This window comes from Agrobacterium cavarae (assembly GCF_004310285.1).
GTDB classification, from domain to species: Bacteria; Pseudomonadota; Alphaproteobacteria; order Rhizobiales; family Rhizobiaceae; genus Agrobacterium; species Agrobacterium cavarae.
On the sequence record NZ_SISF01000013.1, the window covers coordinates 16,889 to 30,266 of the forward strand.

General features: G+C 58.9%; 15 protein-coding genes, 1 pseudogene and 1 riboswitch. Of the genes and pseudogenes, 7 read left to right on the top strand and 9 right to left on the bottom strand.

Annotated elements, in window-relative coordinates; all coding sequences use genetic code 11:
- Nucleotides 1–192 precede the first annotated feature (192 nt).
- Nucleotides 193–432 carry a hypothetical protein gene (locus tag EYC79_RS00080; protein ID WP_205654271.1) on the top strand — a complete coding sequence of 80 codons (240 nt, stop codon included), beginning with the start codon at nt 193–195 and terminating at the stop codon, nt 430–432.
- Here EYC79_RS00080 and EYC79_RS00085 read toward each other — a convergent pair.
- Genes EYC79_RS00085 through EYC79_RS00095 form a run of 3 tightly spaced genes read right to left on the bottom strand, consistent with a single transcriptional unit; the run spans nt 429 to nt 2,822 of the window.
- The gene (locus tag EYC79_RS00085) at nt 429–785 is read right to left on the bottom strand and encodes a hypothetical protein (RefSeq protein WP_130976810.1); all 357 of its coding nucleotides are present in this window, start codon (nt 783–785) and stop codon (nt 429–431) included. The genes EYC79_RS00080 and EYC79_RS00085 overlap by 4 nt on opposite strands.
- Entirely contained in the window at nt 782–1,900 is a 1,119-nt protein-coding gene (locus tag EYC79_RS00090) for a hypothetical protein (protein WP_130976811.1), read from the bottom strand. Before EYC79_RS00090 ends, EYC79_RS00085 begins: the two co-directional genes overlap by 4 nt.
- A complete protein-coding gene (locus EYC79_RS00095; RefSeq protein WP_130976812.1) occupies nt 1,893–2,822 on the bottom strand; it encodes a winged helix-turn-helix domain-containing protein in 930 nt (309 codons plus the stop codon). Before EYC79_RS00095 ends, EYC79_RS00090 begins: the two co-directional genes overlap by 8 nt.
- A gap of 219 nt (nt 2,823–3,041) precedes the next feature.
- On the opposite strand from EYC79_RS00095, the gene modA reads away from it, so the two are divergent.
- From modA to modC, 3 genes are all read left to right on the top strand, one after another.
- Nucleotides 3,042–3,836 (top strand): molybdate ABC transporter substrate-binding protein, encoded by a 795-nt coding sequence (modA, locus tag EYC79_RS00105; protein ID WP_130976814.1) that lies wholly within the window; start codon nt 3,042–3,044, stop codon nt 3,834–3,836.
- 250 nt (nt 3,837–4,086) lie between these two features.
- Nucleotides 4,087–4,788, top strand: coding sequence for a molybdate ABC transporter permease subunit (gene modB, locus EYC79_RS00110; protein ID WP_130976815.1), 702 nt, complete (start codon nt 4,087–4,089; stop codon nt 4,786–4,788).
- A complete protein-coding gene (modC, locus tag EYC79_RS00115) occupies nt 4,785–5,858 on the top strand; it encodes a molybdenum ABC transporter ATP-binding protein (RefSeq protein ID WP_130976816.1) in 1,074 nt (357 codons plus the stop codon). Before modB ends, modC begins: the two co-directional genes overlap by 4 nt.
- 7 nt (nt 5,859–5,865) lie before the next feature.
- On the opposite strand, the gene EYC79_RS00120 is transcribed toward modC, so the two are convergent.
- The 6 genes from EYC79_RS00120 to thiC all read right to left on the bottom strand — a co-directional run bounded on the left by EYC79_RS00120 (nt 5,866) and on the right by thiC (nt 11,387).
- Nucleotides 5,866–6,261, bottom strand: coding sequence for a winged helix-turn-helix domain-containing protein (locus tag EYC79_RS00120; RefSeq protein ID WP_130976817.1), 396 nt, complete (start codon nt 6,259–6,261; stop codon nt 5,866–5,868).
- Nucleotides 6,258–7,265, bottom strand: coding sequence for a P1 family peptidase (locus EYC79_RS00125; RefSeq protein WP_130976818.1), 1,008 nt, complete (start codon nt 7,263–7,265; stop codon nt 6,258–6,260). The genes EYC79_RS00120 and EYC79_RS00125 overlap by 4 nt, the downstream gene beginning before the upstream one ends.
- A gap of 358 nt (nt 7,266–7,623) precedes the next feature.
- Nucleotides 7,624–8,397 carry a thiazole synthase gene (locus EYC79_RS00135; protein ID WP_130976819.1) on the bottom strand — a complete coding sequence of 258 codons (774 nt, stop codon included), beginning with the start codon at nt 8,395–8,397 and terminating at the stop codon, nt 7,624–7,626.
- A 3-nt stretch (nt 8,398–8,400) separates the two neighbouring features.
- Nucleotides 8,401–8,598, bottom strand: coding sequence for a sulfur carrier protein ThiS (gene thiS, locus EYC79_RS00140; protein WP_113326697.1), 198 nt, complete (start codon nt 8,596–8,598; stop codon nt 8,401–8,403).
- Nucleotides 8,567–9,562, bottom strand: a complete 996-nt coding sequence (thiO, locus tag EYC79_RS00145; protein WP_130976820.1) for a glycine oxidase ThiO — start codon at nt 9,560–9,562, stop codon at nt 8,567–8,569. Before thiO ends, thiS begins: the two co-directional genes overlap by 32 nt.
- Nucleotide 9,563: 1 nt before the next feature.
- On the bottom strand, nt 9,564–11,387 hold the full coding sequence (gene thiC, locus EYC79_RS00150) for a phosphomethylpyrimidine synthase ThiC (protein ID WP_130976821.1): 1,824 nt from the start codon (nt 11,385–11,387) through the stop codon (nt 9,564–9,566).
- A gap of 106 nt (nt 11,388–11,493) precedes the next feature.
- Nucleotides 11,494–11,605, bottom strand: a riboswitch (TPP riboswitch).
- A 198-nt stretch (nt 11,606–11,803) separates the two neighbouring features.
- On the opposite strand from thiC, the gene EYC79_RS00155 reads away from it, so the two are divergent.
- From EYC79_RS00155 to EYC79_RS24090, 3 genes and pseudogenes are all read left to right on the top strand, one after another.
- Nucleotides 11,804–12,055, top strand: coding sequence for an acyl carrier protein (locus EYC79_RS00155; RefSeq protein ID WP_130976822.1), 252 nt, complete (start codon nt 11,804–11,806; stop codon nt 12,053–12,055).
- A complete protein-coding gene (locus tag EYC79_RS00160) occupies nt 12,055–13,236 on the top strand; it encodes an acyl-CoA dehydrogenase family protein (protein WP_130976823.1) in 1,182 nt (393 codons plus the stop codon). The genes EYC79_RS00155 and EYC79_RS00160 overlap by 1 nt, the downstream gene beginning before the upstream one ends.
- Nucleotides 13,237–13,240: 4 nt before the next feature.
- Nucleotides 13,241–13,378 (top strand): annotated as a pseudogene (locus tag EYC79_RS24090) (amino acid--[acyl-carrier-protein] ligase); the annotation flags it as partial.

Genomic DNA, 13,378 nt, shown 5'->3' on the forward strand with positions numbered 1-13,378 from the left:
CCATAGAGCACCAACTAAAGGCGAATCCACGATAAAATAGCTTTGAAATCATGATAAGTACGTGAAATAAATAGGAAAATCACGAATTTCTTCTTTAGTAACCAAACGTCTGTAGTATGGTTGGAAAGTTGACCTCTGCCATTCTCGTTAACCATCGAACTTTCGCCACACCAAGCTGACAATGGAATTTATATGACGGTCGATGTTTTAGAAAATGAAATGTTGGGCAATCCTGTGAAACAGCTACAGTTCGTATATAGAAACTGGCGGGGAGAAACCTCTGTTAGAACTGCTGTGCCGATAAAAATTTGGTTTGGAAAGACCAGCTGGCACCCCGACGAGCAGTGGTTTATGAAAGCGATCGACGTCGAAAAAGGCGAAGAACGAGACTTCGCCCTCATCGACATTACCTTTTCGAAGAGCCCTGCTTAGAGAAAGATAGACAGGCCAACGATTAGCGTACCTATCCTCATCGCGTAGTCAGCCATTCCGCTCACAGCCTTTAGCCCACTTTCCGCTTTTTCCAGCACAGAAACGACACTGCCAAGCGTGTCTTTGTCGGTTTGCCCTTTAGCGTGACTGACCGCGTGCCTGATCTCGTCTTTCACCTCAGCTGAAAGCGGTGCAGCGTCTATCTCCGCTACTACACCATCCAAAAGATTACGTGCTTCTTGGATTTGACCATGTGTCATTGCTGACTGCATTTGGCCATGATGCACAGCTTCTCCAGACTGAGAAATGGCTCCCTGCACAGTACCGTTGTTGATGAAATGATTATTAGTCACATTTCCTCCCATCCAGCCGAATAAACCGGCCTCTTGCTCAATCGATCTACGTTTGAAATCGCTATAAATCTTGGTTCCTGCCGCCGCTGCCTCCATGCGTGCCCTTTTTTTAGGTCACTGGTAGCGAAGTCATAATGCTCTAGCGCAATCTTCTGATAAGAGGGCACTTTGTCAGCGTGAGCTATAAAGTGGTCCAAAACGTTGGCGCCGATTTCCAGATCATCTTCTTCATGGAACCAATCTATTGTCACGGTCTCTAGACCGTCGTAGAAACTATCTCGCAGCCCAATAGCGAGACCCAACCTCGCCTCCACATTGTCATCCTTGCTTCCTTGAACGATAACCTCATGACGTTGTGACGAATGCGTATTCTCCTCTGCAAATAACCGGTAGACATAGGAACGCACGTTAGGCTGATGGGCGCTAAGATCCTTAACGTCAACTCCTATATTGGCGGCGCTTAGATGCGGGTGCTCCGCAGCCGCCCACACAGAGTATTGAGAGACGATTGGCTCATGGTGGCTGCCTAAAACTCTCACAATTTCGGCATTCGAATACCGGGGATCAAATATGTTTTCCGGCGATCGGTCCAGACCAACGAGAAGCAATGCCAGCTTCAACGGGACAGGTTCAGCGGTCTCAATGTTGATTTTAAGGTGCGATAAATCAAGCTGTTTAGGATCAGTTGTCTGTAAAGCGGATAGCGCTATTATCTCGTCAGTACACGCGCCTTGATGGGATATGATATTTTGGGCCTCACTGCCATCAAACTTAAACAAAGTTGCAATCGCGGCTGCTAATACTTGCGGTTCATCAGGATAATCGGCGATCGCCCGCAAGACAGCGTTACGGCTGACCTCTTTCCTGCCGACATACGCTAAGGCAGACAGCGCCCACCGCCTGATCTTTTCATCGGAAGCGGCGGAACTGAGAACTCCCAAGATCGCGATCTCCATACCGATGCGATCTTGATGCTGTAGAGCAGCACCCGACCTACACATTTTGCAAAGATTTTGAAGCGCATGCTTGCTCTTGGTGACAGATCCGCTTTCAATTTCGGACTTGAGATAATTTGCCTGTATGGAGTTTAGCATTCTCCTGCGGCGATCAGCCATGCAGTGTGGCTCGCGGGAAGTAGTACGACAAAATGGTTTGCGACGGAGGATCGAAATCGTCCCAATTGTTGGGAGGTACGCTCATATCGAGCCAACACAGATCGTTCAACGATAGTCGCGACACTGTAGGCTCGAACCAGTCAGGAGCGCGGACCTCAACAAAAGCCAGTAAACTCTTCGTTGCCTCTGATTCCAGTTGCCAAGCTAAAAACCGAACAAGATGATCGAATTTCGGCCCGGAAGAGAATGCCTCCGGCAATGGGATATCTAAATCGATTGCCGCAGCAAATAGTGCACTATCAGGAATTCCCAGGCTTTGTGTGTCGAAAAGCGTGTGGTTGGTCTCCGAGACCAAGGTCGAAAAAGCTATCGATCTCTTATGTGCAAATTGATCGCGATCGTCCCTGTACCTCCCAGCACGATAAGAAAGCATTTTTCCGGAACGAGTTAGAGCTGACACAGCCCAAAGAAGTACATCGTCCTCCTTTTTCTTTTTGGGATCAATATATTGATAGCAGCCCGAGTTAGCTATCTTTTCCACAAGATCGGCTTTTGCAAATTGGCCGTCTCTCAGTATTTTCGCAGCATAACTGTAGCTTACAGACAGTGCTGGTCCGAGGAACAGGTCTCGTGTGCGCCTTCTAGCGACTATTGGCTGTCGGTACTCTGCGGGGATCGATACGTCGGTCAAAAATTCGCGGAGAAAAAACTGCCCGGGCTTCGTCCGAAAGAAGAGACTGTGGTCGCGACGCTGAAGGATATCTTCACTCAGTCGCGCCTGAAGCGTTTTATGTTGCGTTTTGCCATACAAGTGAAACGGTGCAATTTCGAGAGCGTATGCTCTATCTAAAATCGCACGCGCAGACAAAGGACGGCGAGCCGCACGTAAGACCTGTTCTGCAATCAGCAGATAGGAACTCACTTCCCACCCTCACATCTTTTAGTTGAATATTATTAATAATGCATTTTAAGGTACCTGTGCGGGAAGTCAACTAGATTAAAATTCGTCCACGTCTTTCCTTAGCTGATAAAGCTGCCAGTCGATGCTCTATTCGTAACATTCGCTATATCCTTGCAAACATAACCCTCATCCATTACCACCGATATATCCAACCAGATATCTCGCTTGAGGGGCCGATCCATGACATTCCACCGCCGCATCATCCTGAAAACCGCAGCATTGGCCATCGCCGCCGCGTGCCTTGCGGCACCTTTGCTTTCCTCACCGGCGCTCGCCGCCGAGAAGGTCACTGTCTTTGCTGCGGCCAGCATGAAGAATGCGCTGGATGCGGCCAATGCCGAATTTGCCAAGGAGAGCGGCCATGAGGTGGTGGTGTCCTATGCGGCGAGTTCGGCGCTGGCGAAGCAGGTGGAGGCGGGTGCGCCGGCGGATGTTTTCATTTCGGCGGATCTGGCCTGGATGGATTATCTGGCAGGCAAGGGGCTGATCAGGCAAGACACGCGGAGCAATCTTCTGGGCAACCGCCTCGTTCTGGTTGCGCCTGCGGCAAGCGCGAAGCCGGTGGAAATCAAGCCGGGGTTTGATCTTTCGGCTCTCGTGGGCAACGGCAAGCTTGCCATGGGGGCGGTGGATTCCGTGCCGGCGGGCAAATATGGCAAGGCGGCGCTGGAGAAGCTTGGCGTCTGGTCCGCCGTTTCCGACAAGGTGGCGGGGGCGGAAAGTGTGCGGGCGGCGCTGCTTCTGGTCTCGCGCGGGGAAGCGCCCTATGGCATCGTCTATCAGACGGATGCGGCGGCTGATCCCGGCGTGAAGATCGTCGGCACCTTTCCGGAAGATTCGCATCCGCCGATCATCTATCCCGTCGCAACGCTGAAGGATGCCAAAAGCCCGGCCGCGGCCGCCTATCTGGATTTTCTGAAATCGGCCAAGGCAGCGCCCTTCTTCGAGGCGCAAGGCTTTACGGTTCTGAAGTAAGGCAAAGGCGCAGATTTGAAACAGCGCAACAGGCTTCAAAGCCGCATCATCGCGCAGTCTCTGATCGCGTTTGCGTAAGAACTCTGTCCGGCTTCGCTCACGAAAAGGCATCAGAACAAATCCTTAAAGCAAATCGCGCAAAAGTGTTGAGCGGTTTGCGAGAACGATATGCGGTGAGATCGGAAGCGCCGGTGTGGCTAAACTCGGGGTGGTTTTGCACACCCCGGCGCTTAAGAACAGGAATGGCAGTTTGGACTGGTTGTCGCTGAGTGCGGAGGAATGGACGGCGATACGGTTGAGCCTGTGGGTCTCGACCGTTGCCATGCTGGCAAGCCTTCCCTTCGGCATTCTGATTGCGCTGGCGCTGGCGCGCGGGCGGTTCTTCGGCAAGTCGCTGCTGAATGGCATCGTGCATCTGCCACTGATCCTGCCGCCGGTCGTCACCGGCTTTCTGCTTTTGATCCTCTTTGGCCGCAAGGGCGTGATCGGCGCCTTTCTCGATCAGCATTTCGGCATTGTCTTTTCCTTCCGCTGGACGGGTGCGGCCCTTGCCTGCGCCATCATGGCCTTTCCGCTGATGGTGCGCTCCATCCGCCTGTCGATCGAGGCGGTGGATCGCAAGCTGGAGGAGGCGGCGGGAACGCTCGGCGCAAGCCCACTCTGGGTGTTCCTGACGGTGACACTGCCGCTCACCCTTCCCGGTATCATCGCCGGGATGATCCTCGCCTTTGCCAAGGCGATGGGCGAGTTTGGCGCGACCATTACCTTCGTCTCCAATATTCCCGGCGAAACGCAAACGCTCTCTGCGGCGATCTATAGCCTCACCCAGGTGCCGGGCGGCGATGCGGGCGCCATGCGCCTGACGCTGGTGGCGATCGTCATTTCCATGGTGGCGCTGCTGGCGTCAGAATTTCTGGCGCGCATGGTCAGCAGAAGGGTGGCCGGGCCATGACGCTGTCTTTCAACGCCCGCCACAGGCTGGGCAGCTTCACGCTGGATGCGGGTTTTACCGCAGACAAGGGCGTGACCGCGCTTTTCGGCCGCTCGGGCTCCGGCAAGACCTCGGTAATGCGCATCATTGCCGGGCTGGTAAAGCCGGATGAAGGGCGGATCGAGCTGGATGGCGCGGTGCTGGCGGATCGGCAGAAACGCATCTTCACGCCCGCGCATAAGAGGCGCTTCGGCTATGTGTTTCAGGAAGCGCGGCTTTTTCCGCATTTGAGCGTGGAGCAGAACCTGCATTATGGCCGCTGGTTTTCTGGTGCCAGTGCGGATGCGGCCGCCTCCACCCGCGTCATCGAGATGCTCGGCATCGGCGCGCTGTTGCAGCGGCGGCCGGAAAAGCTCTCCGGTGGCGAAAAGCAGCGCGTGGCGATTGGCCGGGCGCTGCTCTCCTCCCCCCGCCTGCTGTTGATGGACGAGCCGCTGGCCGCTCTTGATGAGGCGCGCAAGGCCGAGATCATCCCCTATCTGGAGCGGCTGCGCGACGAGACGACCATCCCCATCCTCTATGTCAGCCATTCGGTCAGCGAAGTCTCGCGCCTGGCAGACCAGGTGGTGGTGATGAAGGATGGTCGGATCGATGCCGCTGGCCCGGCCTCGGACATCCTCTCCCAGCCCGCCTTCAGCACCTATCTGGAGCGGCGCGAAGCAGGCAGCATTCTCTCCGGCACGGTGGAGGCCTTCGATGCCGCCCACCGGCTCGCGACCGTTCGGCTGGGTCAAACCGCACTTCAGGTGCCCGCGCAAAACGCAGAGCCCGGCAGGGCGGTGCGCGTGCATATTCCGGCACGAGACGTGATGCTGGCAACGGTGCGACCGGAGGGTTTGAGCGCGCTCAACATTCTCGAAGGCCACGTGACAGGCATGGCGCTTGCCGATGGGATGGCGCTGGTGCAGGTGGCGTGCAGCGGCACCCTCATCCAGTCGCGGGTGACAGGCCTTTCCATCGAACGGCTGTCGCTCAAAGCCGGAAGCCCGGTCTTTGCCATCGTCAAATCGGCGGCGCTCGATCCTTATTGAATGGGCCCTATTGAGAGGACGCATCCTGCGTCTTGCGATCGTCGGCTGCCCGGTTGCCTTCCAGCCAGTCGAGATCGGCCTGCAGCGTCTCGCGCATCCGCGCTTCCATGCCGCGAAAGCGTGCCAGCAACTCTTCGCCAAAAGGCGTCAGCCCCGCACCGCCGCCCTGCTTGCCGCCGCGCTGCGATTCGATCACCGGCTCTTTGAACATGTGGTTCAGCGCATCCACCAGCAGCCAGGCACGGCGATAGGACATGTCCATGGCGCGTCCGGCCGCAGAGATGGAGCCGGTGGCGACAATATGCTCCATCAGCTCGATCTTGCCGCGACCAAGCCGCTCGTTAGGCGGAAAATCCACCCGCAGCACGGGCTTGAGAGGCGGGCGCGATGGCGTATCGCTCATGGCTGCGCGGCTCCGAAGCGATCCCGCCAGGAAGGTTGCGCGCCCTCATGCGGAAGCGCGGTCGCCTCGAACACACCGCGGGCAATGGCGCGGGCCATGACCAGCGTGGCGAGATGGCAGAGTTCGGCAAAATCCGTTGGCTGGGTGAGCGCTTTTTTACCCGTCGCTGCGGCAAACACCGTGTCGCCATCGCTGGAAAGATGCGAAGGCAGCACGGCGCGCGCAAGCCCGTCATGCGCCATAATCGAAAGACGATGCGCCTGCGCCTTGGTCAGCACCGCGTCCGTGACCACGGCGCCAATAGTTGTGGCCGTCAGCGTTACGCCCTTGATGCGCAGCGCCGTATCGGCTTGCGTGAACTGTGCTGGTAAGCCATGCCCGCCAAATTCGCCATCGCGCTCGTAGGGGGCGGACCAGAAGTTCTGCGTGGTGCCAACCGTTGCCGAGCCCAAGGCATTGACCGCGACGATCGCTGCAATCGTAATGCCGGTGGAGGTCTTGGCACTGGCAGAGCCCAGCCCGCCCTTCACCGTCGCGGTCGTGGCACCCGTTCCGGCCCCCACGGTGCCGAGCGCAAAGGGCGCGTGCGAGGCAGCCTTGAAAGCCTCATACCCCATGTCGCGATAGGGCGAATGCAGCCCCCAATCCTTGTTGCCGCCATTCAAAAGATCCATCAGGATCGCCTGCGGCACGATCGGCACGCGGGTATTGCCCACCGGGAAACCGCGCCCGGCCTGGCGCAACCCCGCCTGCACCCCGCCCGCCGCATCGAGCCCAAAGGCCGATCCGCCGGAAAGCACGAAGGCATCCACCGCCTCCACCGTCATGGATGGATCGAGAAGGGCCGTATCGCGCCCACCCGGCGCGCCACCCAAAACCGAGCCGGAGGCAATGGCCGGCTCATCGAAAACGATGGCTGTCACGCCGGAGCCAAGCGCCAGATCGGTGGCATGGCCCACCGCAACACCGTCAATATCGATCAGCAGATTGTGCAAGGGCGGCATTCCTTCTGTTGTCCTGCCGGTATCCCGCTGTGGGGCGGTGTTGTCAATGTAGGCTTAGGGTGTCGTGGGGCGACGTGAGCTCCGCGCCGTACCGCACCCCCCTCTGTCCTGCCGGACATCTCCCCCTCAAGGGGGGAGATCGGCAAGCGGCGCTCTTCGCATGTCCTATCCCACCAGGGTTTGGGGCGAGACGGTGCAACAGTTCGATCTCCCCCCTTGAGGGGGAGATGCCCGGCAGGGCAGAGGGGGGTGTGCGGCAGATTCAGACCAGACATTCAAACCGGATAGCAGTGGATCAAGTCCGGGAAGAGGAGACCTTGCGCAAAACACGACAAGGGTGCCACCCCCTGCCAAGCCCTCACGAAAACACCGCCGTCCCAATCACCGGCGTGGACGGTACCGCCATATCACGCGGCTCCAGCATGCCGGAAAGAAAAGCCTCACGCCCTGCCGTGACGGCTTTCGCAAAGGCGCCCGCCATGATCACCGGGTTGCCGGCACCGGCCACCGCCGTGTTCAGCAGCACCGCATCATAGCCAAGCTCCATCACCGTTGCCGCATGCGATGGGCGGCCAAGGCCGGCATCGACGATCATCGGCACATCGGGAAAATGCGCCCGCATGGATTTGAGCGCGGTGAGGTTCAGCGGCCCCATGGCGCTGCCGATCGGCGCGCACCAGGGCATCAGCACCTTGCAGCCCGCATCGATCAGTCGTTCCGCCACCACCAGATCGTCGGTCGTATAGGGAAACACCTCGAACCCCTCGTCTGAAAGAATGCGGGCCGCTTCCACCAGCGCGAAGACATCCGGCTGGAGTGTGTCGTGATGGCCGATCACCTCCAGCTTGATCCAGTTGGTCTTGAACACCTCGCGCGCCATCTTGGCCGTCAGCACCGCTTCCTTGGCGGTATGGCAGCCCGCCGTATTGGGCAGGATAAGGCGGTCGAGTTCGCGGATCAGCTCGAAGAACTGCCCGCCCTTTTTGCCGCCTGCCGTTTCACGCCGCAGCGAAATGGTCAGAATGTCGGTCCTGCTGGCGCGAACCGCATCCGCCAGAACGGCGGGCGACGGATAGCGCGCAGTCCCCAGCAGCAGCCTTGAGCTGACATCGCGATCATACAATCGAAACATGGTTCATCCTCCCTGCATCGGGGAAAGGATTTCGATCCGGTCGGAATCCTTTAAGCGAAATTGCGGGCGATCCTCAGCATGGACGAGATCGCCATTGACAGCCGTCGCCAGCCAGTCGCCCTCGTAGTCGAGGGCGAAAAGAAGTTCTGACAGCGTGGCGGCGGAAAGATCATGCACTTCGCCGTTGACGTGGATCCGCATGGGACACCTCCTTGTGTTCGATGAAATCGGCAGCTTGGCGCGCCATGGCAGGCGAGAGCAGGAAGCCGTGCCGGTGCGCGCCATTGATGAAGAGCGTCTTGCCCTCGTTCACAATGCGCGGAAGATTGTCGGGAAAGGCAGGCCGGATGCCGGTGCCGCTTTCGATGATCTGCGCTTCCCCGAAAGAGGGGTGCAGCGCGTAAGCGGCGTTCAAGAACTCCATCATCGAGCGGGCGGAAATCGGCCCCGCCTCCTCCGTTTCGATCATCGTCGCGCCCAGCATGAAGCGCCCCGGCTCACGCGGGACGATGTAGAGCGGGATGCGCGGATGGAGCAGCCGCACCGGGCGCGACAGCGAAACCTCGTCTGTTGCGAGATAGAGCATTTCGCCGCGCACGCCCCGAAGCCCTGAGAGCGATCCGACCTGCGCGTGGCCGGTGCAATCGACGATGCGATCGAAGCCGCCGTCGTCGATGGCCTTGTCGCCCAGATCGAAAACCACGCCACTTTCCACCAGACGCCGATGCAGTGCGGCGAGTGCAAGACGCGGATCGAGATGACCTTCGCCCTCGAAGAACAGCCCATGGCGGAACCGTCCGGCAAGGTCCGGTTCCAGATCCGCGATCTCCTCCTCATTCACCAGGCGGTAGCCGCTGGTGCGCGAGGCAAAGCGCGAGAGTTCTTCCCTGTCTCGCGCGGGCGCCACCACCAGCGTGCCGTTACGCGAGACGAGGCCGGGTGTGGCCTCCTCCCACCAGTCGAGCGCCGATTGTCCGAGGTCAAGCACCGCCTGTTCGGCGCTCTCCCTTTCGCACCAAGGCGCCAGCATGCCGCCGGCAAACCAGGATGCGCCGCGGCCGATCTGAGGCGCGGTGTCGAACACCGTCACCGCAGATCCGCGCCGCGTCAGCTCAAGGGCAGCCGTCAGACCGGCAACGCCTGCCCCTTTGATGAGAATGCGCATCTCATTCACCGGGAACCGGCTTTTCCAGCGGCATGTAGAGATCGCCACCCTGGCGGAATTTCTCCGCCATCGCCTCCAGCCCCTCCTTCTGGGCTTCCGCGCGAATATCGTGGGAAATGCGCATGGAGCAGAATTTCGGCCCGCACATGGAGCAGAAATGCGCGACCTTGTGCGCTTCCTTCGGCAGCGTCTCGTCGTGATAGGAACGCGCCGTTTCCGGATCGAGCGACAGGTTGAACTGATCCTCCCAGCGGAATTCGAAGCGGGCGCGCGACAAAGCGTCGTCGCGCAACTGCGCCGCCGGATGCCCCTTGGCGAGATCGGCGGCATGCGCCGCGATCTTGTAGGTGATGACACCGACCTTCACGTCGTTGCGATCCGGCAGGCCAAGATGCTCCTTCGGCGTGACATAGCAGAGCATCGCCGTGCCGAACCAGCCGATCATCGCCGCACCGATGCCCGATGTGATGTGGTCATAACCGGGGGCGATGTCGGTGGTCAGCGGTCCAAGCGTGTAGAAGGGCGCCTCGCCGCAGGTCTTCAACTGCTTGTCCATGTTTTCCTTGATCTTGTGCATCGGCACATGGCCGGGGCCTTCGATCATCACCTGGCAATCCTTGGCCCAGGCGATCTGGGTCAGTTCGCCCAGCGTCTCCAGCTCGGCAAACTGTGCGGCATCATTGGCGTCGGCAATCGAGCCCGGACGCAGGCCATCCCCCAGCGAAAACGACACGTCGTAGGCGCGACAAATGTCGCAGATTTCGTCGAAATGCTCGTAGAGGAAGCTTTCCTTGTGGTGATGCAGACACCACTTGGCCATGATCGACCCGCCGCGCGAGACGATGCCGGTGACGCGATTGACGGTCAGCGGAATGTAATGCAGGCGCACGCCGGCATGGATGGTGAAGTAATCCACGCCCTGCTCGGCCTGCTCGATCAGCGTATCACGGAACACCTCCCAGGTCAGGTCCTCGGCAATGCCGTTGACCTTCTCCAGCGCCTGATAGAGCGGCACCGTGCCGATCGGCACCGGCGAGTTGCGGATGATCCATTCGCGGATATTGTGAATGTTGCGCCCGGTGGAGAGATCCATCACCGTATCGGCACCCCAGCGCGTGGCCCAGACCATCTTCTCCACCTCTTCCGCCATGGAGGAGGTGACGGCGGAATTGCCGATATTGGCGTTGATCTTCACCAGAAAATTCCGCCCGATGATCATCGGTTCGGCTTCCGGATGGTTGATGTTGGAGGGGATGATGGCGCGACCAGAAGCCACTTCCTGGCGGACGAATTCTGGGGTCACATGATCTGGAATATGCGCGCCGAAGCTTTCGCCATCGCGGACAAGCTTGTCCTGCGCCGCCTCACGTCCGAGATTTTCGCGGATGGCGATATATTCCATCTCCGGCGTGATGATGCCCGCCCGCGCATAGGCCAGCTGGGTGACGGCCTTGCCATCCTTGGCCCGCAGCGGCTGGTTGCGCACCGGAAATTCCGGCGTCAGTCGCTCGCCGGTGGCAAAGCCATTGTCTTCCGGCTTCACATGCCGGCCCTCATAGGCTTCGACATCGCCACGCGCCAGAACCCATTCCTGGCGAAGACGCGGCAGACCGGCATCGATGTTCACCAGATGCGTTGGATCGGTATAGGGACCGGAGGCATCATAGACGGTCACCGGCGGTTCGCCGGCGGTGGGATGGACCGCAATTTCGCGCATCGGCACGCGGATATGCGGGTGAAGAACGCCCGGCTTGTGCACCTTGGTGGAGGCCGGCAACGGACCTGTGGTAACGGTCGGGGTGAGATTTTTAGCGGCAATGTTCATCGTGAGGCTCCAAAGCAAAACAGTGGAGACCCAGTTCGAGCATGAAGACGAAAAGCGCGGGATAGGAATGATGACGGTTCCCCGGCGTTGAGCCGGTTCTGCCATAAAGCCCGCGTTTGCACCGTCCCTACGCCAGTATGAACTGGATCAGGTTCAACGGGTCACTGCGCGCTCTAGCAGTATCTCAGCCCCTTGCCGGGACCCCCCTGGTGAATGGCGCAATCAAAAACCTCATGGCGCCGAATGTCAAGCTGGCAGCTGGTTGCGCCAAAAGAGGGCGGTGCGGAAACCACAATTGCGTTGGGCGCCAAGCAATGTCACCGGAAATTAACCGCACCACTTATGACTATGTTATGTTTTTAAATGTAACTCAGAAGTTACGCGATAATGCCTCCAGTTAAAGGGAGATACTTGGGATGAATACTACTATCCGTGACGTGCTGGCAAAATTCGGTCAGCTTCCCGTTTCCGTCGACACGCTTGCCGACGATGCCGATCTTTATGCCGCGGGCCTGTCCTCCTTCGCCTCCGTGCAGCTGATGCTGGGCCTGGAAGAGGCCTTCGACATCGAGTTTCCCGACAGCATGCTGAACCGCAAATCCTTTGCCAGCATCGCGGCGATCGAAACCACGGTCAAAGCCATTCTCGACGGGAAAGAGGCTGCCTGATGAACCTCGCCGTCGCGCCTCACCGTGAAGCACTGAGCGCCCGGGCGGCGCGGGTGGCGGCAATTGCCGCAAAACATGCCGATGCGGTGGATACCGAAGGCCGCTTCCCGAAAGAGGCCGTCGACGCGCTTCGCGAGGAAAAGCTGCTCGGCATCCAGGTTCCGGTTCACATGGGTGGCGAAGGCGCCACCATGCTGGAGCTTGCCGATATCTGCTCCATTCTCGGCCAGGCCTGTTCGGCCACCGCAATGATCTACGCCATGCACCACATCAAGGCCTCGAGCCTGGTGGAGCACGGCGAAGAAAGCCAATGGCACAGCGCCTTCATGCGCCGTCTGGCAAACGAACAATTGCTGCTGGCCTCCGCCACCACCGAAGGCGGCATTGGCGGCAATCTTCGCAATTCCATCTGCGCCATCGAAGTGGATGGTGACATCTGCCGCCTGGAAAAGGACGCGACCGTCATTTCCTATGGCAGCGAAGCCGACGCCATTCTCATCACCTCGCGCAGCAACAAGGATGCCGCTCCCTCCGATCAGGTGATGACAGTGTTTCTGAAGGACCAGTATAGCCTCGAGCGCACCCATGTCTGGGATACGCTCGGCATGCGCGGCACCTGCTCCGACGGTTTCCTGTTCAAGGGCGAGGCCCCGGCCGAACAGATTTTCCCCAAGCCCTTTGCCGAAATTGCAGCACAATCCATGCTCGCCACCTCGCATCTTCTGTGGAGCGGCGTGTGGTACGGCATCGCGTCCGACGCGGTAGCGCGGGCGCAAAGCTTCGTACGCGCCGCCGCCCGCAAATCGCCAGGATCAGCACCGCCCGGCGCACTGCGACTGGCCGAAGTGTCGAACAAGCTGCAGATCGTCAAGTCCAACGTGATTGCCGGCATCAAGGCCTATGACGAGACCAGAGCCGACCCGGACAAGCTGATGTCGATGGGCTTTGCCATTGCCATGAACAACGTCAAGATCTGCTCGTCCGAGACCATTCTGGAAATCATCGACCATGCCATGCTGATCTGCGGCATCATGGGCTACAAGAACGGCACGCCCTATAGCCTTGGCCGCCATCTGCGTGACGCGCATTCTGCCCGGCTGATGATTTCCAACGATCGAATCCTGAGCAATTCCGCCAATCTCCTGCTGGTTCAAAAGCAGGATACGAGCCTTCTGAGGTAGGACCATGGACGCACAAACATCTTTCCTCGACAGGCTCTTCGACAAGGGTTTGCTCATCGATACCGGCGTCGACGGGCTCTATGGCCGAAGCGGTCAGTTCGAAGACGTGATCACCGGCCTCGAAAGCCTGGTCAGCAAAGTG